The sequence below is a fragment of the Myxococcus dinghuensis genome (assembly GCF_024198235.1).
Lineage (GTDB): Bacteria > Myxococcota > Myxococcia > Myxococcales > Myxococcaceae > Myxococcus > Myxococcus dinghuensis.
In genome coordinates, this window is record NZ_JAKCFB010000010.1 from 81999 (window position 1) to 104406 (window position 22408).

Below are 22408 nucleotides of genomic sequence, written 5' to 3' on the forward strand. Positions count from 1 at the left end.
CTCCCTCCTCCGTGCATCCGGGACGGCTCAAGGGCCCGCTTGGTCAGTACCAGTAGACAGGCGAGAGGAAGGTCGCTCCGTCTGAGTAGCGGATGATGCCCCAGCCATTGCACGAGGGCTGCGGCACGCAGTTCTGGAGCAGATAGTAGCGATAGATGATGTCGCTCTTGTTGTCGGAATTCACTCGGGCGATCCATGTCGGGAGGTTTCCTCCCAGCGCGCTGGTCCAGTATCCGCTGCCCAGGAACGAGGTTCCGCTCGACGTACGCACCTGAACGCCGTCCGCGTTCTCGACGATGAAGTCTGCTTTCCCATCACCCGTGACGTCGGTGACCCAGACGCCCTTGGTTCCATTGAAGGCCACCGAGAGCCACGTCGACACCGGACCGAAGGACGTACCCGTCGACGCCCGGACCAGGATGCTGTTGTCGTTGTGAGCGATGGCGTCTGCCTTGCCATCCCCTGTCACGTCTTCGTAGTACATCTGACGGTCGGGGACGAAGGAGTCGAGGGTCCATGCGGTGCGGGTGTTGAACCCGTTACCGTTGGAACTGGCGACGAAGATCCCATCGCCTCCCGGAACATTGCGGTTCAGGACGAAGTCGGCCTTGCCGTCGCCCGTGACGTCCTTGAAGTCGAACCGGGTCCAACCGCTCCAGCCTGTCTCGTTGTACCACTCCTCCTCGGGAAGGAAGGATGAGCCGTTCGAGCGGCGGACGATGACGCGAATCGCGCTGCCATCGTTGTATTCCTGGATGCCAATGGCATCCGCTCGCCCGTCGCCCGTCACATCCGCGAACCAAGCGCCATAGGCTTCATTGAAGGCCGTCGAACTCCACGTCGTCTTGTACGAGAAGATTGTCCCGGTGGAGGCGGCGATCTTGATGGTGCGATCGGACTCGAAATAGATGAAGTCGTCCAGCCCGTCACCTGTGACATCGGCTGTTGTGTCATTCCCGGGCTTGATGCCATCGCGCGCTTCGCTGGCCGCGAACGGGGCCAGGAACATTGCAGCAACCAGTGCTTTCTTGAACAAGGTGAACGCTCCCAAGGTGAGGGACGCCAGATGCCAGCGTCGGGCTGGGGTGGATCCCTGCCGTGGGTGTTGGATAGGCGCTGGGGCGTGATGGGAGCGTGACAGGGAGTGTGCCTGGCGGCGGAAGAGAGAAATTGCGTCCCGCATGAAGAGTTGCGCCAGTTCTGTCGAACGAGGCAAGCGGTGCGTGGTCTGCAATGACTCATGAGGGCCTCTCGCCAGCGAGGTGCGCTGACGAGAGGGATTGCCCGGGGCGCTACTCCTCGCGCTTCTTCGGGCGGCCCGAGGTGAAGTTCGGGTAGACCGCTTGCTCGAACACCTGGCGCAGCCTGGGGAAGTTCAGCACCCAGCGCACGCCGAGCCGCCACGGGAAGAACAGCGCCTGGGGGATGCGCGGGAACAGGCCGGGCAGCCAGGCCTCGTATTCCTTCTGCATCTCGTCGACGTCGTAGTCGTCGCGCACGTCGACGCTGTAGGGCGGGTCGTCGGGTACGTGGCCCGTGAGGATGTCTTCCAGTCCGGGCGGCAGATACGTGGTGTGCAGCGTCATGCCCACGTCGAAGTTCTTGCTGCCCAGCCGGCAGATGGGCCCCTTGCCCAGGTTCTCCGAGTCGAAGATCCACACCTCGTCGCCCGTGGAGTCCGGCGGGAGGTCCGGCGTCGGGTCCGAGACGACGAGCGCCACGAGATAGCCCTTCCAGTAGGGCACCTTGGGCAGCTTGATGCTGGGCACGAACTGCGGCGCGAAGCCGAACCACCCCGTGGGCAGCACGTAGCCCTCGAACCGGCCCGTGTTCACGAAGAACTTGAAGAAGCTGGCGGCGCGCCCCTCGCGGATGGGGAGCCCCTCGCGGTCCCCGACGATGGGCTTGTAGAGCTGGTACACGTACTCCGGCACCATGTCCGCGGTGAAGCCATCCGAGTTGAAGTAGACGGCCAGCGCTTCCTCCGGGATGGCCCAGTCCGGCAGTCCTTCGTTGCCAGGCGGGCGCGGCACCTCGCGCAGGAACAGCCGCAGGTTCGTCTCCAACTCGCCGTTGATGAGCCCCGTGTTGGAGAACACGGTCAGGCCCCACGTGTAGTCGTCATTCGAGTACTGCTTCGACTCGATGCGCAGCCGCCGCATGTCGATGTGGTGCACCCCCAGCGCGCTGCGCGTCACCGGCACGGCCGTGGGCATGCCGTCCTGGTACGCCTGGGCGCGGTTGCCGTTGATGAGGAGGTCGCCCTCCCGGATGCTGTGCGAGAGGTCCTCGGAGGGGGAGTGTCCCGCCACCAGCGTGATGACGTCGTCCGGGTTCTCGTACCGCGCCGCGAAGTGCAGGCCGCCGCCGCCGGACTGGAAGCGGTGGGCCGGGACCATGGGCGGGTTGTCCCGCGACAGCGTGCCCGGCGAGGGCCGCAGGTCCGCGCGCCGCACCACCCAGAACACCGCCTGGGGGTACGTGGCCTTCGACGTCAGCTTGTCCACCCAGCGCTGCACGCGCGTCATCCCCGGCAGCGCGGCCTGCACCGCGATGTTCCAGAAGTTCACGGGGAAATTGCTGTCGAGCAGCACCACGTAGTCGCGCGTCACGGCGATCTGGTGCAGCGACTGCGTCACCACCGGCTTGCCGGAAGCGGCGTCCATCAACTGCCAGTGGTGCAGCCGGTTCTCCCACGTGTCCCACGCCGCCAGCTGTGTCCACCCGTCGCCCAGCGGCCACTTGGGCGCGTGGTTGGTGAAGAACAGGCGCGGCTTCTGCTGCGAGCCCTTCTCCGGGGAGATGGGCTCCGCGGCCTCGGGCGCGAACGCGGGATGCGCCGTCGTCTGCAGCAGCGGGAAGCCCCACGGCGTGGGGATGGCGGGCTTCCACTCACGCAGGTAGCCCAGCGGCGTATAGGGCTTGAGCGTCCTGGGGTGGATGGCCCACGGCCTGCCGGCGTCCGTGGTCACCAGCAGCATGTTCTCGCCTTCCACCAGGAAGGGCGCCGTGTTGGGGGCCTCCTGTGCGCCCAGCGCGATGGAGACGTCCGACAACGTCGTGTCGCGGAACTCGTTGAGGTAGCGCGTGAGGGGCCCGCGCGACGTCTCTCCCGCGTTGACCGGCTGGCGCGCGTAGTACGACGGCGTCTCCATGATGTTGGAGCTGAACGTCGCCTGCGCGCCGTCGAAGTCGAGCCTCAACACGAGGCCGTCGGACGCGAGCGCGGGGGAGCCCGCGTGGACGCTCGGACCCGCGACGAACACGTGCCCGTGCAGATCCGGCGGCAGCTTGCCGGCGAGCACCTGGAGGGGCTCCTTCACGAAGGGCGTCCGGTTGGACGTCATCGTGTTGTGCGGCATGCCCGGTCGGGGCCCAGGAGGAACCGTGAGGCCGGGATACTGCGTACCATCCGGTTCGTCCGGCGGCGCGTCGAGGTTTGGGCGGAGATCGGGGATTGGAAGGCGGGGAGGGATGGGTGCTTCGGGCATGACGCCTCCACGGGTAGTGCGGGAGTCGCGTGTCGGGGGGAACGGGGCCTGCACGTTAACACGCGCGTGCGTGAAGACTTGTTACGGCCGCCCGTCCGGACGGGTAGGGAGTGGGCGGCGCGGAGTACCCGGTGTGGACCCCTTGTGTCATCATCCTTCTCCCTCGGGGCGACCCTCACATGAACGACATCGGCCAGTCGGAGCCGCGCATCGTCGGCGGCAGGTACATCCTGGAGCGCGTGCTCGCGGGCGGTGGCATGGGCACGGTCTGGGTGGCGTTCGATCCCAAGCTCCAGCGTCGCGTGGCGCTCAAGCTGATGGCGAGCCATTGCGCTCCCACGCCGCACGCGCGCCAGCAGTTCGAGTGGGAGGCGCAGGCCGTCGCCCGGCTGCAGAACCCCCACGTCATCCAGGTGCACGACTGCGACCTGGGCGGCGAGACACCCTACATCGTCATGGAGTTGTTGGAGGGCGAGGACGTGGAGGCGCTGCTGTACCGCCGCGGGCGCCTGTCGCTCGCCATGGTGGAGCGGCTGCTCGCGCAGATTTCGCGCGCGCTCACCGCCGCGCACGCGGCGGGGGTCATCCACCGCGACCTCAAGCCCGCCAACCTCTTCCTCGCCCGCACCGCCGCCGGCGAGGTGGTGAAGGTGCTCGACTTCGGCCTCGCGCTGTTGACGCAGGAAGGCGCGGCGCATCCCCATCCGGAGGAGGAGACGGCGGGCACGCCCCGCTACATGAGCCCGGAGCAGTTGCGTGGCCTGTCACCCCGCCTGGATCACCGCTGCGACCTGTGGGCCCTGGCCGTGCTGGCCTATCGCGCGCTCACCGGCCAGCACCCGTTCCCGCTGGAGTCGCTGCGCCAGTTCCGCCTGGGCAACGTCCCGCCGCCCCCCGTGCCGCCGTCCTCGTTGGTCCCGGAGCTGGGCACGGGCGTGGACGCGTTCTTCGCGCGAGCGCTGGAGGTGGAGCCGTCGCGCCGCTACCAGTCCGCGCACGAGCTGTCGACCGCCTTCACCGCCCAGGTGGACGCGGGGCGGCCGGCGCGCCCGGCGAAGATCCTCGTGGTCGACGACGAGCCGGACGTCGTGGTGCTGATGGAGCAGAGCTTCCGCAAGCAGATCCGCCGCTCCGTCTACCAGTTCCTCTTCGCGGCGAACGGCGAGGAGGCGCTGGAGGAGCTGCGCCAGCACCCGGACACGGAGGTCGTCCTCTGCGACATCAACATGCCGAAGATGGACGGGCTCACCTTCCTGTCGCGCGTGGGTGAGGTCAGCTCGCTCACCCGCGTGGTCATCGTCTCCGCGTATGGGGACATGGCCAACCTGCGCACGGCGATGAACCGGGGGGCCTTCGACTTCATCACCAAGCCCATCGACTTCCCGGACCTGGAGGCGACGCTCGTCAAGACGCTCAAGCACGTGCGCGAGCTGCGGCGCACGGTGCGCTACACCGAGGAGAACGGCCTCCTGCGCATGTTCGTCTCCCGGGGCGTGCTGGAGCGGCTGCCGCCCATGCTCGAGGGAACGGAGGCCATGGAGGGGGAGCGGCAGGAGGGCACGGTGGCCTTCATCGACGTGGACGGCTTCACGCAGGTGCTCCACCAGGAGCCGCCTCCGGAGTCGCTGCGCCGGCTCAACGCCAACTTCGAGGCCATCGTCCCGGAGGTGCTGGCGCGCGGTGGCACCGTCGACAAGTTCGTGGGTGACGCGGTGATGGCCGTCTTCCGCGGGCCGGGGCACGTGGACCACGCCATGGAGGCCTGCCTCGCCATCCGGCGGCAACTGGAGGTGCTCGCGAGCCGGGGAGGGGAGCGTGGCCCGCACGCGCACGGCGTCTGCATCGGCATCGACGCGGGGGACCTGGTGGCGGGCAGCATCGGCGCCAAGGCCTCGGGGCGGCTCGACTACACGGTCCTCGGGGACGTGGTGAACACGGCCGCGCGGCTGGCGTCCGTGGCGGGCCGGGGGCAGGTGCTGGTCAGCGCCCGGGCACGTGAGCGCGCCCGCGAGCCCTTCGGGTACGAGCCCCTGGGCGAACGGGTGCTGCCCGGGACCGCCGCTCCGCTCGCCGTCTTCGAGCTGCGTCAGGGCGAGGCCGCGCGCCCGCGCGCCGCGGGGGACTCGACGCCCTTGCTGCACTCGGAGCCGCTCGACGAGTCCCGGGAGCCGGGCCTCGCCGCGTCGGCGAGCTAGCGGGGAGGCTTCCCGTTCCCAGGAAGGAACGGGCACCGTCGTCCGGGAGGGCCGCGCGAGGACGCGGGCCCTCCACCGGACCGTCAGCTCTGCGTGACGCGCACCGTGGTCTTCATCTCCCGGCCGGTCTGCGGATCCCGGGCGCGCATGGTGAGGATGCCCTCGACGTTGACGTCGAAGGTGATCTCCACCTGCACGCCGCCCGCGCGGGCCTGCTGGATGCCGGAGAAGGTGAACTCGCCGAGCATGTCGTTGCGCGCGACCACGTCGTGGTCGCCCTGGAAGATGCGCATGGCCAGCTCGGTCTGGTTGTCCATGCTGGTCGTGGCCAACAGCTGCTTGGCGTTGGGGATGGGCGCGTTGCGCGGGAAGACGACGTGGAAGGCGCCGCCGGCCTTCTCCAGGCCGATGGCCATGGGAATCACGTCCAGCAGCTGGATGCGCAGGTTGGTGTCGTCCTGGAGCGAGTGCGCGTAGAGCGCCGCGCCGATGGCGACCGCCTCGTCCGGGTGCACGCCCTTGCTGGGCGGCTTGCCGAAGAACTTGGTCAGCCGGTCCTGGACGATGGGCATGCGCGTCTGGCCGCCGACGAGCATCACCTCGTCGATGTCCTTGGTGGACAGCCCCGAGTCCACCAGCACGCGCGCCACCATTTGCAGGGTGCGGTCCACCAGGTGGTTGGTGAGCTGCTCCAGCATCTTGCGCGTGAACTTCATCTCGATGTTCAGGGGCTGGCCCTGCGACGTCATCGTGATGAAGGGGATGTTGAAGGGGACCTCGTCGCGCGCGGACAGGTCGATCTTGGTGCGCTCGGCCAGGTCCTTGATGCGCTGCATGGCCACCGGGTCCGTGGCCAGGTCGATGCCCGTCTTGGCCGCGAAGTCCTTGAGGACGTGGTGGATGATGGCGTTGTCGAAGTCGATGCCGCCCAGGAACACGTCGCCGCCGGTGGACTTCACCTCGAAGACGCGGTCGCGGATCTCGATGATGGAGACGTCGAAGGTGCCGCCGCCCAGGTCGTAGATGACGACCTTCTCCTTGAGGCCCTTGCCCACGCCGTAGGCCAGCGCCGCCGCGGTGGGCTCGTTGATGATGCGCACCACGTCCAGGTCGATGAGCTTGCCCGCGTCCTTCACCGACTGGCGCTGCCGGTCGTTGAAGTAGGCCGGCACCGTCACCACGGCGCGCTTGATGGGCATCTTCAGGTAGTTGGACGCGACCTCGCGGATCTTCCCGAGGATCTTCGCGCTCACCTCCTGGAGCGTGAACTCCTTCTTGCCCACGTCGAGCGTGACGTCGTTCTTCTTGCCGGGGCGCATGTTGTACGCCACGACCTTCTTCATCGTCTCCACGACGTCCGTGCCGAAGCCCCGGCCCACCAGGCGCTTGGAGCCGTAGACGGTGTTGCGCGGGTTGAGCTGCCACTGGCGCTTGGCCTCGTAGCCGATGAGCTCGTTCCCCTTGTCGTCGATCGCGAAGATCGAGGGGATGGTGTACTCGCCCCCCTTGTAGGGGATGAGCTTGACGTTCCCGCTGTCCTCGACGATCGCCGCGCACGAGTTGGTCGTGCCGAGGTCGATGCCGATGATGGGCTCCTTGTGCATCGTGTGTGGACTCCGGATGGGCGCCGAAGGGAAGGAGGCGACCGTATCTCACCCCGTCCCCTCGCGCGAGTATGCTGGCACCCAGTCCCCTCCCGCCACTTCATGGCCGCCCCCGCCAGAAGGGCCGCCGGGAGGGCGGAACCCCGCACCGTAGCGAGCGAAAAGTCCGCTCCGGGTACTTCCCGGGCGAGGGGGCGGCCGACGCCCGGGTCCTCGGGTCGGCCGGGACGCCTGGAAAGGACGCGGGCGGCGGGGAAAGATCGGCCCGAGACACTCGGGCCTGCGGCGGCCCCGCGGCATGGCTAGATCGAACTGACCCGGAAGAAGAGGAGCGCACCGTGGACGCGAAGGGCTACCTGCAGGAGGTGGGCGCACAGGTGAGCGCCGACTTCGTCAAGAACCGGTCGATCCTGTCCTTCGAGGAGTACCTGGCGCTCTTCTTCAACGACCCCCGCGCCCAGGCCCGGAACGCGGCCCAGTACCTGCGGGACGTGATGGACCACTTCGGGACGGAGACGGTGCCGCACCCCACGGGCACCATCCGCCGCTTCAAGGTCTTCGACGACGTGGGCGGGGAGCGCGAGGGGCGGGTGGCGGGGCAGGAGGAGGTCCAGAACAACATCTACCGCGTGCTCGGCAACTTCGTGCGCGCCGGCCGCATCAACAAGCTCATCCTGCTGCACGGGCCCAACGGCAGCGCGAAGTCGTCCCTGGTCAACGCCCTCAAGCGCGGAATGGAGGGCTACTCGCGCCTGCCACAGGGGGCCCTGTATCGCATCGCCTGGGTGTTCCCCTCGGAGAAGCTCATCAAGGGCTCCATCGGCTTCGGGGAGCGCGCCAGCGGCGAGGGCGAGCTGACGACGTTCGCGCACCTGGACGCGGAGTCCATCGACCTGCGCATGCCGTGCGAGCTGAGGGATCACCCGCTCTTCGCCATGCCGCCGGGGGAGCGGCGCAAGGTGCTCGAGGGGGCGCTGCGCAAGAAGGGGCTGGGCAACGGCGACGGCGAGACGGGGGACTTCATCCTCTCCGAGTACGTCCGCGACGGTGAGCTGTGCTCCAAGTGCCGCCGCATCTACACGGCGCTGCTCAACTCGTACAACGGCGACTGGCTGAAGGTGCTGCGCCACGTGCAGGTGGAGCGCTTCTACGTGTCGCGCCGCTACCAGGTGGCCACGGTGACGGTGGAGCCGCAGATGAGCGTGGACGCCATCGTCCAGCAGCTCACCGCGGACCGCACGCAGCTCAACGTGCCCGCCCCGCTGCACAGCACGGTGCTCTACGAGCCCCACGGTCCGTTGGTGCACGCCAACCGCGGCCTCATCGAGTACGCGGACCTGCTGAAGCGGCCGCTGGAGGCGTTCAAGTACCTGCTCGGCTTCAGCGAGACGGGCGAGGTGCCGCTGGAGCCCTTCGTGCTCCAACTGGACGAGGTGCTCATCGCGTCGTCCAACGAGAAGCACCTGGGGGCCTTCAAGGAGCTGCCGGACTTCGCGTCGTTCAAGGGGCGCATCGAGCTGGTGCGCGTGCCGTACCTGCGCCGCTACCGCACCGAGCAGCAGATCTACGACACCCAGGTGTCCGCCACGACGGTGGGCAAGCACGTGGCGCCGCACGCGACGACGGTGGCCGCCATGTGGGCGGTGCTCACGCGGCTGAAGAAGCCCATCCCGGACCGCTACGCCAACGACGTGAAGGACCTCATCGACCACGTCTCGCCGGTGGAGAAGCTGCACCTGTACGAGGAGGGCGCGCCGCCGGACCGGCTCAGCCTGGCCAACACCAAGGAGCTGCGCAAGCTGCGCGAGGACCTCTTCACGGAGTCGGACGCGTACCCCAACTACGAGGGGCGCGTGGGCGCGAGCGCGCGCGAAATCAAGACGGCGCTGTTCAACGCCGCGCAGAACCCCGACTACAAGTGCCTCAACGCGCTGGCCGTCCTGGAGGAGCTGGAGGCCATCTGCAAGGACAAGAGCGTCTACGAGTTCCTGCTCCAGGAGGTGCTCGACGGCTACCACGACCACGAGGCCTTCGTGCGCGTGGCCGAGGCGGAGTACCTGGACCGCGTGGACACGGAGGTGCGCGAGTCCATGGGCCTGGTGTCGGAGGGGCAGTACCGCGAGTTGGTGGAGCGCTACATCCAGGGCGTCAGCCACTGGGTGCGCGGGGAGAAGATGCGCAACCGCGTCACCGGGGAGATGGAGAAGCCGGACGAGCAGCGCATGCAGGAGGTGGAGGCCATCGTCATGCCGCGCGGCGAGCAGGCGGCGGACTTCCGCCGGGGCCTCATCGCCTCCATCGGCGCGCACCGGCTGGACAACCCGGACGCGGCCATGGACTACCCGCGCATCTTCCCGGACATGTTCAAGCGCCTGCGCGACCACTACTTCGAGGAGCGCAAGCGGGTGCTGCGCAAGAACAAGGAGAACGTCCTCAAGTACCTCTCCGAGGACCGCAACCAGCTCACCTCGCGCGAGCAGGCCCAGGTGCAGAGCACGCTCAAGACGATGTCCGAGCGCTACGGCTACTGCGAGCACTGCGCGAAGGACGCCATCCTCTTCCTGATGAAGAAGCGCTACGGCTGACCGCGCGGTGGTGGGCGTGCAGGCGTCCGGGGCCCTCTCGGACGCCTGCTTTCATTCCCCATGCGGGCTCGGGAAGATGGGAGCAGAAAGCGAGTTCGCTGTCTCGTTGCCGTTCCCCTTTCCGGAGAGTCGATGACCCGCATCCTCCTGGGCGTCCCCGCCGCCCTGCTGGCCCTCGCGTCGTGTGCTGGCGCGTCCTCGCCGCCCCCGAGCGCCGGAGTCACCGCGCCGCCCGCGGCGCCGCGCGAGGTCATCGTGCGCGAGTCCGCGCGTCCCACGCGCAAGGAGCTGGTGCGCCGCATCCTCCCGCACAACGTGCGGCTGCAGATTTCGGAAGGGGACAAGGTGCGGCGCACGGCGTCCGGCGTGGTGGTGGGCGCCGAGCGCGACGGCGACGGCGTGGTGGCCTGGGTGGTCACCAACGCGCACGCGGTGGTGATGGACGACCTGGCGTCGCCGGTGCTGCGCGTGCTGGTGGACCGCAAGGCGGACGCCGTGGCGCACGTGGGCGAGGTGGTGGCCACCGGGCAGGTGCCCGACCTGGACCTGGCGCTGGTGCGCGTGCCGGGGTTGGACCTGCCGGCGGCCGAGCTCGCGGACGAGGCGGAGCTGGAGCTGGGCGAGGACGTGGTGGTCGCGGCGTCGCCGTTCGGCCGGGCGCTGTCGCTGTCCGGCGGCATGGTGTCGCAGGTGGAGTGGGATCCACAGACGCGGCGGCCCAGGATGGTGAAGACGGACGCGCCCATCGGCTATGGCGCGTCCGGCGGCGGCATCTTCAGCCTGGAGACGGGGCGCCTGCTCGCCATCGTCGAGGGCTACCGCACCGCGCAGGTGGACTTCGCCGTGCAGAAGGAGAGCTACAGCTTCGACGTGCCCATGCCGGGCGAGACGTTCGCCGCGCCGAGCACCAAGGTGCGCCAGTTCCTCCAGGCCAAGGGCTTCGCGCGGCTGCTGGAGCGCAGCCTCCCCGGCGAAGGGGGCGTGGCCCACGCCGCGGGGCGCTGAGCCGGCCTTCATTTTTGTCGACTTGCGGGAGCCACGCGCTACACCTCCGCCAGGAGGTTCAGGCGATGGCCGGACGTGTCTCTTGGGATCAGTACTTCATGGACATCGCGAAGCAGGTGGCCACGCGCGCCACGTGTGATCGCAAGCACGTGGGCGCCGTCATCGTGCGGGGGCGGACCATCCTGTCCTCGGGCTACAACGGCTCCATCCGGGGCCTGCCCCACTGCGACGACGTGGGACACATGATGGAGAACGGCCACTGCGTGGCCACCGTCCACGCGGAGGCCAACGCCATCATCCAGGCGGCCACCAACGGCGTCGGCATCGACGGGGCGACCATCTACACCACCGCCAGTCCGTGCTGGCCGTGCTTCAAGTTGATCGCCAACGCGGGCCTGGTGCGCATCGTCTTCGGCGAGTTCTACCGGGACCCGCGCATCTTCGAGGTCGCCTCCCAGCTCAAGCTGGAGCTGGTGGGCCTGGGCGACGCGGCCCGCCCCCCGGCGTCGTCGACCTGACGCACGCGGATCATCCACGCCTCGGAATCGTCACCTGAAGAACACTCGGGACCCCACTCAAGTGGGCGTACCGACTCGGGAATTTGCCACTTCCGGCAAGAATTACCGACCCAGGGTTGACGATGTGGATGGTGCTCCCTAACTCTTGCCGGCGGTAGGGCGGCGGGTGGCGGAGGGAGACGAAAACCCGAGGAGTTTCCGTTGGTTAGCTCAACGGCTGTGTCCAGTGGCGTCGCGCGTGGCCATGATGCGTCCGATCTCGTCGTGGGGGCGGCCCGCTACGGGGCCGTGCAGGCGCTCATGGACAGCCTGCTGCATGACGTCCGCAACCCGCTCAACGCCATGGCCATCCACCTGGAGGTCCTGTCGGAGAAGCTGAAGGCGGAGACGGGGCAGGTCCCGGCGTCGCAGGAGAAGAACCTGAAGGCCATGCGCGAGCAGATCCAGCGCGTGGACGGCATCCTCCGCCTGTTCTCCGACTTCATCGTGTTCCGGGGCGCGGCGGCGGGCGAGGTGGACCTGTCCGAGGCGACGACGCGCGCGCTGGGGGTGATGTCCCACGAAGGGCGCAAGCGCCGCATCCAGACGCAGGTGGCGGTGGAGGCGGGGGTGCAGGTCCGACTGGGGGATACCTCGGAGCTGGGCTTCTTCCTGGTCCAGGCGTTGCTGCGGGCCTTCCGTCGGGTGGAGTCCGGGGGCTCGGTGCGCGTGACGGTGCGCGCCGAAGGGGCGGTGGCGGTGCTGGAGGTGGAGGACTCCGGGGGCGAGGGCTCCATGGACCCACCGGACACCGTGGCGGCCCTGGGGCTGCGCGCGGCGCAGTTGGGCGTGGACCTCCACCTTCGCGCCGGTACCTGCCGGCTCATCTTCCCTCGCGCTTGAGGGCTGTACCGAGCGCCGGGCTTCTCCTTCACAGTCATCCCACTTTCGCGTCACGACGCAGTACCGGAGGTCTTCATCTTGGGTAGCGCACGAATCCTGGCCGTGGACGACGAACGCGACACGTGCGAGGCGCTCGCGGAGATGCTCGGCGCCTGGGGGCACAAGGTGGAGACGGCCTTCGACGGGCATGACGCCCTGCGCAAGGCCGGCGAGTTCCGACCGGACGTCGTCCTGTCGGACCTGGCCATGCCGGAGACGGACGGCCTGTGGCTGCTCCGCAACCTGAAGGAGGAGCTGCCGGACTGTCCGGTGGTGTTCCTCACGGGGCGGGGCACCATCGACGCCGCGGTGGAGGCCATCCGCGAGGGGGCCTACGACTTCATCGTCAAGCCGCTGGACACCGCGCGGCTCAAGGTCTGCATCGACCGGGCGCTGGAGAAGAAGGAGACCCTGCGCGAGGTGCAGACGCTGCGCCGGCGGCTCAAGCAGCTGGGCTCGTCCGACCTGATCGCCCAGTCCGCGGGCATGCGCAAGGTCATCGAGCTGGTGGAGAAGGTCGCCCCGTCCAAGGCGAGCGTGTCCATCAGCGGCGAGTCCGGCACGGGCAAGGAGGTGGTGGCGCGCGCCGTCCACAACCTGTCGCTGCGCCGGGACAAGCCCTTCATCGCCATCAACTGCGCGTCCATCCCGGCGACGCTCATCGAGTCGGAGATCTTCGGCCACGAGCGCGGCGCGTTCACGGGCGCGGATCAGCGCCGGCCCGGCGTGTTCGAGCTGGCCCACGGCGGCACGCTGTTCCTGGACGAGCTGGGGGAGATCCCCATCGACCTGCAGGCCAAGCTGCTGCGCGTGCTGGAGGAGGGGCGGCTGCGGCGGCTGGGCGGCAAGGTGGAGATCGAGGTGGACGTGCGCGTGCTGTGCGCCACCAACCGCGACCTCAAGCAGGAGATCAAGAACGGGCGCTTCCGCGAGGACCTGTACTTCCGCCTCAACGTGTTCCAGATCCACCTGCCGCCCCTGCGCGAGCGCCGCGAGGACGTGCCCATCCTGGTGCAGCACTTCGTGGACAAGTTCCGCGGGGACTCCGCCAAGCGCGTGTCCGGCGTCCACCCGGAGGCGATGGAGGTCCTGAAGAACTACGACTGGCCCGGAAACATCCGCGAGCTGCGCAACGCGGTGGAGCGCGCGGTGATCCTCTGCGACGGGGAGCTGATCACCCGCGAGCACCTGCCGCCGGACATGGCCGGCAAGAGCCCGGAGCGGCACACCTTCCGGCTGCCGTTCGGGCTGAGCCTGGACGCGGTGGAGCGGGAGTACATCCTGGGCAGCCTCCAGCGGAACGGGAACAACAAGGCCCGGACGGCGGAGGTGCTGGGGGTGAGCGAGAAGACGCTCTACAACAAGCTCAACCGGTACGCGGCCGAGGCGCGCACGCAGCAGGGCGGTCCCGCCCGGGACAGCGGTCCCCTGGGCGGACAGGGCGGCGAGGGTCCCCTGAGCGCCAACAGCCTGGTTGCCCGCTGACCTGGTGGGTAGGAAATCCCCTCCGGATTCCGCGCTCTTGGAGCGGCTCGGAGGGGGCTTGCGAGCGGCCTTGACAGGAGGTCCCGGCAGGGGCCGACCAGTCGCGAAACCCCGCGTCAATTCTTGACTTTTGACCTCTGGACAGGGGATTCTGCGGTCGCCTCCCACCCACATGGAGGGCCCGGCCGGACAGGTTCACGCACCGGGCGACTCCGACGCCTCGCCACATCGGGAACGCAGGAGTGTGAATCTGGGTGCCTCCGGGGGGCATAAGGAAGGCCACAAGGCAATGAGCGACGCGCGAGTTCTCCACTTCTTCGGCGGCAAGGGCGGGGTCGGCAAGACCACGCTCGCGGCGGCGTACGCGTTGCGGTTGTCGGAGGATGCGCCCAAGGAACGCGTGCTGCTCGTGTCGCTGGATCCGGTGCGCTCGCTGTCGGATCTGGTGAAGAAGAAGCTCACCGCGAAGCCCTCGAAGCTGGTGCCCGGGAAGGGCGACGGCGGCGTGTGGGGCGCGGAGCTGGAGCCCGCGGCGCTGCTCAAGCCCTTCCTGGCGGACTACCTGCCCGCGCTCAAGAAGGCCGCGGCGAAGGGCACGCACTTCACGGACGAGGAGCTGGGGAGCCTGTACCAGCAGGCGGTGCCGGGGCTCGAGGAGCTCGTGGCGCTGTTCCACGTGGTGGAGCTGCTGGAGGGTGAGGCGTTCGACCGGATCGTCGTGGACTGCTCGCCCACGAGCCACACGCTGCGCCTGTTCGACCTCCCGGTGGGCCTGCGCAAGTTCCTGGGGCTGGTGAAGGCGGGCGGCGACAAGCCGGCGCCCACGACGGGCAAGGGCAAGAAGGCGGAGGCCGCGGCCGCGGAGCCGGGCTTCCTGGAGGCGCAGGGGCAGCGCGCGGAGAAGCTGCTGGCGCTGCTCAAGGACGCCGCCCGCACCTCGTTCCACCTGGTGGCGCTGGCGGAGCCGGTGCCCGAGGCGCAGACGCGCATGCTGTTCACGCAGCTGCGGGAGCGCGCCATCCCGGTGACGGAGATCGTCGTCAACCAGGTCGAGGACCGGGGCGGCTGTCCGGCGTGCCAGGGCCGCCGGGGCCTGCAGGCGCCGCACGTGCGCAAGTTCCAGGCGCTGGACAAGGCGGTGCCGGTCCACCTGCTGGGTCGTCGCGAGGTCGCGCCGCGCGGGCTGGACGGGCTGGCCCTGTTCGCCAAGGCGTGGGCGGGTGGCAAGGAGACGAAGGCGCTGGAGTTCGCCGCCGCGGAGGGCCCTCCGGCCCTGGTGCGCGCGCCGTCCATGCCGCCCATCGCCGCGCCGCCGCTGCCGCCCACGCGGCTGATCTTCTTCGTGGGCCAGGGCGGCGTGGGCAAGAGCTCCTGCGCGGCCGCGGCCGCGGTGACGCTGACGGAGAAGGAGGGGCCGGTGCTCCTCATCTCCACGGATCCGGCGCACTCGCTGTCGGACGTGCTGCAGAGCCGGCTGACGGACACCGAGACGCAGGTGAAGGGCACCAAGGGCCTGTACGCGCGCGAGCTGGACATGGCGGGTTGGTTCAACGCCCTGCGCAAGCGGCTGAAGGAGAAGGCGGAGAAGGCCTTCGAGGGCGCGCCCAAGGCGGGCAACGACGTGCCGGCGGATCTGCTCTACCTGCGCAACCTGCTGGAGTGCGCGCCCCCGGGCATCGACGAGCTGGCGGCCATGAGCGTGCTCACCGACGCGCTGGTGCAGGAGCGGTTCAAGCGCATCGTGGTGGACTCTTCGCCCGTGGTGAACTCGGTCCGCGTGGTGGAGCTGGCGGAGACGGCGAAGACGTGGCTGGGCGCGCTGCACGGGGTGCTGCAGAAGCACCGCGCGAAGGGCCTGGGCGAGCTGGCGGACGACATCGCCGGGATGATCAAGCACGCGAAGCGCTTCGAGGAGGCGCTGGCGTCCCCCACGGAGGCGCGCTTCGTCGTCGTCACGCGTGGCGAGGAGCTGGCGGCCGCGCGCACCGAGCGCGTCGTGGAGTACCTGAAGGAGAAGAAGCTCCCGGTGGAGCGCGTGCTCGTCAACCGCGTGGGCCCCAAGTCCACGTGCGAGAAGTGCGAGAACCGCCGCAAGCTGGAGTTCAACGCGGCGAAGGCCATCGAGAAGAAGATCGGCCTGCCCGTCACCATGGCGCCCGCGCTGGGCCGTCACCCCGCGGGGCTGCGCGAGCTGAAGGCGTTCCGCACCGCGTGGTATGCGCTCTCCGCGCCCGCCGCGAAGATCAAGGCGACGGCGTAGTCACCCCTGTCGAAGGGGCGCCGCGCGCTCAGGCGTCGCACTCGGCGGGCGAGTCCGTGAAGGTGCCCAGGCCCGGGAAGGCGAGGGCGCCCGCCTCGCCGAGCGTCCCCTCCCGGCGGGGCTGTCCCTCCACCGTGAGCACCACCGTCCTGCCCCGCACCGCGTAGGTGCCCGGGGTTTCGGTGCGCCGGGCCTGCCCGTTCTCGTCCACCGCCAGGGTCCACAGGCGCACCCGGCCGCGCGAGAGGAAGCGCAGTCCCGTCGTGCTGCCGTGGACGCCCACGCCAGGGCCGAACCAGGACACCGCGCGCAGCAGGGCGGGTACGTCCGTCTCCCGCTCCGGTGTGCGGCCCAGCAGCCGCTGCCAGCCGAGCGTGTCCCGGATGGGGTCCAGGTCCGGGTCCTGGCGGGCGCGGGTGAGCCTGCGGGCGTCCCGTTCCACCGCCTGCGTGAGGTGCTCGACGATGACGTCCCGGTGGGCGCCGAACTCGCAGACGCGGCCCTGCTTGCGCAGCACCCCCAGGGTGGCGGCGACGTTGTAGCGGGCCAGGGCGTAGTCCGGCGCGTCCCGGGCGGCCGCCTGGAACTTCTCCAGCGCCTCTGGATAACGGCCCTCCTGGTAGAGGCGGAAGCCCTCGGTGTTGAGGTTCCGTGCCGAGGGAGGGGGCGGGGTGGCGGTCAGCGCCAGGACGAGCAGCGGCAGGGCGTGGAGCATGGCTCTCCCAGGTGTGGGCCGGCCGAAAGACGGGGAGGTGCGTAACCGCTTGCGCGTTGAAAGCCGCCTTACCCTGGTGCTAGTTCGGCGCCATGGCAACCGGTATTGGCTTCGCGCTCGACTTCGAGCGCCCGCTCATCGAACTGGAGAAGAAGATCGATGAGCTCAAGGCGTTGTCCACCAGCGGCTCGGTGGACTTCACCTCGGAGATTTCCAAGCTCGAGAAGAAGGCGAAGAAGCTCCAGACGGAGATCTTCAGCGACCTGTCGCGATGGCAGGTGGTGCAGATGTCGCGCCACCCCGCGCGGCCGTACTTCCTGGACTACGTCCACCACCTGTTCACGGACTTCGTGGAGCTGTGTGGGGACCGGCGCTTCGGGGAGGACCCGTCCATCGTCGGTGGCTTCGCGCGCTTCGACGGCAAGCCGGTGATGGTGATTGGCCACCAGAAGGGGCGCAACACCAAGGAGAACATGGCGCGCAACTTCGGCATGCCGCGCCCGGAGGGCTACCGCAAGGCGTGCCGGCTGATGGAGCTGGCGGAGCGGCTGGAGAAGCCCATCCTCACCTTCGTGGACACGCCGGGCGCGTACCCGGGCATGGGCGCGGAGGAGCGCGGGCAGGCGGAGGCCATCGCGGTGAACCTGGAGGTCATGAGCCGGCTGCGCGTGCCCATCATCTCCACGGTGGTGGGCGAGGGTGGCTCCGGTGGCGCGCTGGCCATCGGCGTGGGCAACCGCGTGCTGATGCTCCAGAACAGCGTCTACTCCGTCATCACCCCGGAGGGCTGTGCCTCCATCCTCTTCCGCGACGCGGGCAAGGCGGACAAGGCGGCGGACGCGATGAAGCCCACCGCCGGCGACCTGCTCCAGATGAAGATCGTCGACGAGGTCGTGCCGGAGCCGCCGGGTGGCGCGCACCGCGACCCGACCAAGACGGCCGAGGCCCTGGGCAAGGTCCTGCGCAAGCACCTGACGCAACTGTCCGAGCTGTCCCCGGACGGCCTGGTCAAGGACCGTTACGCGAAGTTCCGCGCGTTCGGCATGTTCTCCGGACGCTGACGCACCCTCATTGACGGTCTCCTCCATGCGAACCCTGGTCCCCCCCCACGTCGAGACGCTGAAGCCGTACGTCCCGGGCAAGCCCATCGAGGAGACCGAGCGCGAGTTCGGCCTGACGGGCGTCATCAAGCTCGCCTCCAACGAGAACCCGCTGGGGCCCTCCCCTCGGGCGCTGGAGGCGATGCGCCGCGCGTCCGCCGCCGTGCACCTGTACCCGGACGCCACGTCGTTCCACCTGGTGCGCCGCCTGGCCGAGTCGCTGGGCGTGCAGCCCCAGGAGGTGGTGCTGGGCAGCGGGTCGAACGAGCTCATCGAGCTGCTCATCCGCACCTTCACCACGCCCGAGGACGAGATCCTGCTCTGCCGGAACTCGTTCTCCGCCTATCGCATCTCCGCGCAGGCCCATGGCCGGCCCTTCGTCGAGGTGCCCATGCGCGAGGGCTTCCAGTACGACCTGGAGGCCATGGCGCGCGCGGTGACGTCGCGCACGCGGCTGGTGTTCCTGGCCAACCCGGACAACCCCACGGGCACCGCGTTCAGCCGCGCGGACCTGGAGGCCTTCCTGGCGAAGGTGCCGCCCGAGGTGCTCGTCGCCTACGACGAGGCCTACTTCGAGTTCGTGGACTGGCCCGAGTACGTCAGCGGCGTGGAGCTGTTCCGGCGGTACCCGAACCTGGTGGCGCTGCGCACGTTCAGCAAGATCCACGGCCTGGCGGGCATCCGCCTGGGCTACGGCGTCATGGACGCGAAGCTCGCGACGTACGTGCAGCGCACGCGCATGCCCTTCAACCTGACGGTGGTGGCGCAGGCCGCGGGCCTGGCGGCGCTCGAGGACGTCGAGCACGTCCAGCGCACGCGCGAGAACAACCGGGTGGGGCTGCGGTACTTCGAGGCGGAGCTGCCCAAGCTGGGCATCCACCTGACGCGCAGCCACGCCAACTTCGTGTTCGCCGACTTCCAGCGCTCCTCGACGGAGCTGTACGAGCTGCTCCTGCGCAAGGGCGTCATCGTGCGTCCGTTCGCGGGCGGCGGCTTCCCCACCTGCCTGCGCATCTCCGTGGGCACCCCCGCGGAGAACGAGCGCTGCGTGCGGGCCCTGAAGGAGGTGCTCGCGTGAGCCAGCGGTGCTTCATCGTCGCCATCGACGGCCCGGCCGGCGCGGGCAAGTCCACCGTGTCCAAGCTGCTGGCGCGCCGGCTCGGCTTCGCGCTGGTGGACACCGGCGCCATCTACCGCTGCGTGGCGCTGATGGCGACGCGCGAGGGCATCGCCTACGACGACGACGCGCGCCTGGGCGAGCTGCTCGGCCGCGTGCACATCCACTTCCAGGTGGTGGGTGAGGAGAACCGCGTGCTGCTCGGGGGGCAGGACGTGTCCGGGGAGATCCGTTCGCCGGAGATCTCCATGGCGGCCTCGCAGGTCTCCAGCCGCCCCGTGGTGCGCGCGGGCCTGCTCCAGCTCCAGCGCCGGCTCGCGCTGGAGTCCGCGAAGGGCTCCATCCTCGAGGGGCGCGACATCGGCACCGTGGTGTTCCCGGACGCGGACGCCAAGTTCTTCCTGGAGGCGAGCCCCGAGGTGCGCGCGCGGCGGCGCTTCGAGGAGCTGTTCCAGAAGGGCGTGGAGAGCAGCCTCACCGACGTGCTGGCGGACCAGACCAAGCGCGACAAGGACGACTCCGCGCGCGCCGTGGCGCCGCTGAAGGCCGCCGACGACGCCATCCACGTCGACTCGAGCAGCATGCCGCTGTCGGAGGTCGTCCACTCCATGGAGGCGGAGATCGTCCGCCGCATGGAGACGCGAGGGTAGGGCGCCCGCGTCGGCGCCTCCGCCTCCGCCTCAGAAGGACACGCCGTCCGCGGCGGGCGGGGGCACCACCAGCGACAGCCGGGGCTGCGCGCCCTTCGCGTCGTAGAACGCGTGGTAGAGGTACAGGTCGGCCACCACCTGCTTCACGTAGCCGCGCGTCTCGCGGAAGGGGATGGACTCGACGAAGAGGTCGAGCGGCAGGTCTCCTCGCTCGCGGGCCCACTTCGCCGCCGCGCCGGGCCCCGCGTTGTAGGCCGCCGCCGCGAGCACCGGGTGCGCGAAGCGATCCATCAACCGGGCCAGGTACCACGCGCCGTAGCGGATGTTGCGCTCGGGGGAGAAGAGGTCCGCGGGGGCGGGCGCGGGCTCCGCGAGCTTCTCCGCGATGGCCGTCGCCGTCTTGGGGATGATCTGCATCAGCCCCCGCGCGTCGGCCAGGCTCATCACCTCCGGCTTGAAGGCGCTCTCGCGCCGCATGATGGCCCACACCAGGAACGGGTCGACCTTGTGCGCCGCCGCGGCCTCCTCGACCGCGTTGGAGAAGGCGCGAGGGTAGAAGGCCGCCAGCGCGTCCGGCTCGCGGGCGCCGAAGGCCCGGCCCCACAGGTAGCGCGCCGCCACGGCGTGCGCGTGGCCGAACTCCCCCAGCCGCAGGAGGGCATGGGCGAAGGGCAGGGCCTGATCCGCCGAGCGCAGCCTCCGCGCGTGGGCCTCCACCTCGTCCGCCGCGTCCCGGAACAGGCCCGCGCGGGTCAGCTCCACCGCGAGCTCCAACTCAGGCGGGCGGGGCAGGTCCAGCGCGAGGGGTGGGTTCGGGAAGGTCGCCGGCGCCGCGCGCCCCAGCTCCTTGAGTCGCTCCGAGGCGAGCAGCGCGTAGAACGACGCGGGCGCCACGCCGATGAGCCGCTCGTACTCCGGGCCCACCTCCGTCGCGCCGGCGCCGCCCAGCTCCCGGCTGCGCACCGTCCAATAACGCGCCTGGGGCGCGAGCGAGCTCTTGGGGAACGTCGCCACCAGCGACTCCAGCGACGCGCGCGCCTGCGCGTACTCCCCCTGCCGAAGCTGTGCCAGCGCGCGGAACCACAGGCCCTCGTCGCGGCGGCGCGAGTGCGCATACCGCTCTCCATGCGCGGTGAAGGCCTTCACCGCGTCCGCGAAGCGCCCGGCCTGCAAGTCCAACCAACCGGAGAAGAACGCGCCCTCCTCGCCCGCGGACTGGGAGGCGTACTTCTGGTCCAACGCCGCCATCAACGCCCGCGCCTTCGCGTTGTCGTCGGACCGCAGCGCCCGCCGCGCGAGCAGCAGCGCGGCGTCCGCCGCCACGCCCGGAGGGCCCTTCTGCGCGACCTCGAGCACCTTCAGCGCGTCTGGCTCCCGTCCCAGCGCGAACAGGGCCCGCGCGCGCAGGAGCGCGACCTTCGCCGCCGCGTCCTTCGCCAGCTTCTCGTCGCCGAGCGCGTCCAGCTCGGCCAGCGCCCGCTGGGGAGCGCCGCCGTCCACGAAGCCCTCCGCGCGGCGCGTGCGCTCGGCGAAGCCCAGCTTCACCGCGGGCCGCCGCTCCTCCGTGAGCCACTTCACCGCGTCGTCCGCGTACGGATGCAGCGGGGAGCGCAGCGCCAGCGCCAGGAGGTCCGCCTGCTGGCCGGCGACGTTGCCCGTGGCCCCTCGCGCCTGGGCGCGCTGGAACAGCAGCTCCGGTGACGGCGTGGCCTTCATCGCAGAGTCCAACACCACCAGGGCCTGCTTCGCCTTGCCCGCCTTCAGCAGGGACTCCCCCAGCCGCGCCCGCGCGCGCGCCGTCAGGTCCGCGGGGGCCGCGCCGCCCTCGACCACCCGGGCGAACTCCCGCGCCGCGCCCTCGGCGTCGCCGGAGTAGAAGCGCGCCTGCCCCAGGTAGAAGGCGCGGTAGGGCTCCAACAGGGCGGGGGCGGGCGTGGCCGCCAGCAGGTCGCGAGCCTCGGAGGCCTGACCGTCCGACAGCGCCAGCGTGCCCGCCAGGAGGGCGAGTCTGCCCGCTTCCGGACACTTCCTCGCCGCGCAAGCCTCCAACTCCTGCCGGGCCAATTGGGTCGCTTCTGGCTTGTGAAGACGCACGGCCTCCAGGGTTGTCGGGGATTGTCCGAAAGACACCCCCACCAACCACCCCGCGACCCACCCCGACCAGCTCATGCGTTTCTTCCTTTCACGACGCGGCTTTGCGGCTTGCCAACGGGATGCATGCGCGCGGCATTCCCCTCGGGCGCGAGGGGGGTGGTTTGACAGCCGGCCCGACAAGTCCTAAATCCGCGCGCCATCGGGCCGGTCCGAAGTGTTCGTCACCCGTCGTCATTCGCTGAAAGCGTTCAGGCGATTACGTGCTCTTGGGTCGCGGCAGGCGGCCCGTTGCGTCACCGGGGGTGCATCACTACTTTGCGCGGCCGTTTCGCGCTACTCCGGTCCGCTGTCTTCCAGGCGGGCTTTGTCGTCCGGAAACACTGCTTGTTCCAGCGCTCGGGGGGGAAACAGCACAGAGGGAGGGCTCCATGAAGCCGTGTCCAGCCGATCTGCCGCAAACCATCAATCCCGAGGCCGGGCCCAAGCGTGCCGGCGTCGAGACGCATCGCAATCTGAACTGCCACCAGTATGACAACTGTCTGGATGAAGCCGTCCGGCGCGGTTGGCAGTCCTTCACGTGCATGAAGTGCCCGATGTACCAGCACGTGGCGCCTCCCCAGATGGGTCTGGAGGCTTACGCCACGCAGCGTCGTCCGGTCTGAACCACC

16 protein-coding genes are annotated in these 22408 nt (G+C 69.7%); 11 read left to right on the forward strand and 5 right to left on the reverse strand.

The window, feature by feature from the left end; genetic code table 11:
• Positions 1-43 precede the first annotated feature (43 nt).
• Together LZ198_RS16105 and LZ198_RS16110 are read right to left on the reverse strand one after the other, a co-directional pair.
• The gene (locus LZ198_RS16105; RefSeq protein ID WP_253972854.1) at positions 44-1036 is read right to left on the reverse strand and encodes an FG-GAP repeat domain-containing protein; all 993 of its coding nucleotides are present in this window, start codon (positions 1034-1036) and stop codon (positions 44-46) included.
• Positions 1037-1292: 256 nt separating this feature from the next.
• Entirely contained in the window at positions 1293-3362 is a 2070-nt protein-coding gene (locus LZ198_RS16110; protein WP_253972855.1) for a carotenoid oxygenase family protein, read from the reverse strand.
• A gap of 308 nt (positions 3363-3670) precedes the next feature.
• Between LZ198_RS16110 and LZ198_RS16115 the strand changes: the two genes are divergently transcribed.
• Positions 3671-5686 (forward strand): protein kinase domain-containing protein, encoded by a 2016-nt coding sequence (locus LZ198_RS16115; RefSeq protein ID WP_253972856.1) that lies wholly within the window; start codon positions 3671-3673, stop codon positions 5684-5686.
• An 83-nt stretch (positions 5687-5769) separates the two neighbouring features.
• Here the strand turns inward: LZ198_RS16115 and LZ198_RS16120 are convergent, their stop codons facing one another.
• Entirely contained in the window at positions 5770-7290 is a 1521-nt protein-coding gene (locus LZ198_RS16120) for an Hsp70 family protein (protein ID WP_253972857.1), read from the reverse strand.
• Positions 7291-7628: 338 nt separating this feature from the next.
• On the opposite strand from LZ198_RS16120, the gene LZ198_RS16125 reads away from it, so the two are divergent.
• From LZ198_RS16125 to LZ198_RS16150, 6 genes are all read left to right on the forward strand, one after another.
• A complete protein-coding gene (locus tag LZ198_RS16125) occupies positions 7629-9875 on the forward strand; it encodes a PrkA family serine protein kinase (protein ID WP_253972858.1) in 2247 nt (748 codons plus the stop codon).
• A gap of 132 nt (positions 9876-10007) precedes the next feature.
• On the forward strand, positions 10008-10880 hold the full coding sequence (locus tag LZ198_RS16130) for a S1 family peptidase (RefSeq protein WP_253972859.1): 873 nt from the start codon (positions 10008-10010) through the stop codon (positions 10878-10880).
• 65 nt (positions 10881-10945) lie between these two features.
• Positions 10946-11398 (forward strand): deoxycytidylate deaminase, encoded by a 453-nt coding sequence (locus LZ198_RS16135; RefSeq protein ID WP_253972860.1) that lies wholly within the window; start codon positions 10946-10948, stop codon positions 11396-11398.
• Between the two features lie 300 nt (positions 11399-11698).
• Positions 11699-12280 (forward strand): sensor histidine kinase, encoded by a 582-nt coding sequence (locus tag LZ198_RS16140; protein WP_253972861.1) that lies wholly within the window; start codon positions 11699-11701, stop codon positions 12278-12280.
• A gap of 78 nt (positions 12281-12358) precedes the next feature.
• Complete coding sequence (gene nla6, locus LZ198_RS16145; RefSeq protein WP_253972862.1) at positions 12359-13804, forward strand: enhancer binding protein Nla6; 1446 nt, start codon at positions 12359-12361, stop codon at positions 13802-13804.
• A gap of 289 nt (positions 13805-14093) precedes the next feature.
• Positions 14094-16064, forward strand: a complete 1971-nt coding sequence (locus LZ198_RS16150; RefSeq protein ID WP_253972863.1) for an ArsA family ATPase — start codon at positions 14094-14096, stop codon at positions 16062-16064.
• 28 nt (positions 16065-16092) lie between these two features.
• Here the strand turns inward: LZ198_RS16150 and LZ198_RS16155 are convergent, their stop codons facing one another.
• A complete protein-coding gene (locus LZ198_RS16155; RefSeq protein WP_253972864.1) occupies positions 16093-16779 on the reverse strand; it encodes a tetratricopeptide repeat protein in 687 nt (228 codons plus the stop codon).
• Positions 16780-16871: 92 nt separating this feature from the next.
• Here LZ198_RS16155 and LZ198_RS16160 point away from each other — a divergent pair, with 92 nt between their 5' ends.
• From LZ198_RS16160 to cmk, 3 genes are read left to right on the forward strand one after another with little or no spacing between them, the layout of a single operon-like run.
• Positions 16872-17840 carry an acetyl-CoA carboxylase carboxyltransferase subunit alpha gene (locus LZ198_RS16160; RefSeq protein WP_253972865.1) on the forward strand — a complete coding sequence of 323 codons (969 nt, stop codon included), beginning with the start codon at positions 16872-16874 and terminating at the stop codon, positions 17838-17840.
• A gap of 25 nt (positions 17841-17865) precedes the next feature.
• Positions 17866-18957: a histidinol-phosphate transaminase gene (gene hisC / locus LZ198_RS16165; RefSeq protein WP_253972866.1), complete on the forward strand. Its 1092-nt coding sequence runs from the start codon at positions 17866-17868 to the stop codon at positions 18955-18957.
• The gene (gene cmk, locus LZ198_RS16170; protein ID WP_253972867.1) at positions 18954-19646 is read left to right on the forward strand and encodes a (d)CMP kinase; all 693 of its coding nucleotides are present in this window, start codon (positions 18954-18956) and stop codon (positions 19644-19646) included. Before hisC ends, cmk begins: the two co-directional genes overlap by 4 nt.
• Before the next feature lie 30 nt (positions 19647-19676).
• On the opposite strand, the gene LZ198_RS16175 is transcribed toward cmk, so the two are convergent.
• Entirely contained in the window at positions 19677-21815 is a 2139-nt protein-coding gene (locus tag LZ198_RS16175) for a transglycosylase SLT domain-containing protein (protein ID WP_253972868.1), read from the reverse strand.
• Positions 21816-22168: 353 nt separating this feature from the next.
• Between LZ198_RS16175 and LZ198_RS16180 the strand changes: the two genes are divergently transcribed.
• Positions 22169-22402 (forward strand): hypothetical protein, encoded by a 234-nt coding sequence (locus LZ198_RS16180; RefSeq protein WP_046713590.1) that lies wholly within the window; start codon positions 22169-22171, stop codon positions 22400-22402.
• Positions 22403-22408 lie beyond the last annotated feature (6 nt).

Excerpts from the sequence above, each read along its gene's own strand:
- LZ198_RS16110 (WP_253972855.1), bottom strand. The coding sequence starts at position 3,362 with ATGCCGCACAACACGATGACGTCCAACCGGACGCCCTTCGTGAAGGAG.
- LZ198_RS16115 (WP_253972856.1), top strand. The coding sequence starts at position 3,671 with ATGAACGACATCGGCCAGTCGGAGCCGCGCATCGTCGGCGGCAGGTAC.
- LZ198_RS16120 (WP_253972857.1), bottom strand. The coding sequence starts at position 7,290 with ATGCACAAGGAGCCCATCATCGGCATCGACCTCGGCACGACCAACTCG.
- LZ198_RS16130 (WP_253972859.1), top strand. The coding sequence starts at position 10,008 with ATGACCCGCATCCTCCTGGGCGTCCCCGCCGCCCTGCTGGCCCTCGCG.
- LZ198_RS16135 (WP_253972860.1), top strand. The coding sequence starts at position 10,946 with ATGGCCGGACGTGTCTCTTGGGATCAGTACTTCATGGACATCGCGAAG.
- LZ198_RS16140 (WP_253972861.1), top strand. The coding sequence starts at position 11,699 with ATGGACAGCCTGCTGCATGACGTCCGCAACCCGCTCAACGCCATGGCC.
- LZ198_RS16150 (WP_253972863.1), top strand. The coding sequence starts at position 14,094 with ATGAGCGACGCGCGAGTTCTCCACTTCTTCGGCGGCAAGGGCGGGGTC.
- LZ198_RS16155 (WP_253972864.1), bottom strand. The coding sequence starts at position 16,779 with ATGCTCCACGCCCTGCCGCTGCTCGTCCTGGCGCTGACCGCCACCCCG.
- LZ198_RS16160 (WP_253972865.1), top strand. The coding sequence starts at position 16,872 with ATGGCAACCGGTATTGGCTTCGCGCTCGACTTCGAGCGCCCGCTCATC.
- hisC (WP_253972866.1), top strand. The coding sequence starts at position 17,866 with ATGCGAACCCTGGTCCCCCCCCACGTCGAGACGCTGAAGCCGTACGTC.
- LZ198_RS16175 (WP_253972868.1), bottom strand. The coding sequence starts at position 21,815 with ATGAGCTGGTCGGGGTGGGTCGCGGGGTGGTTGGTGGGGGTGTCTTTC.
- LZ198_RS16180 (WP_046713590.1), top strand. The coding sequence starts at position 22,169 with ATGAAGCCGTGTCCAGCCGATCTGCCGCAAACCATCAATCCCGAGGCC.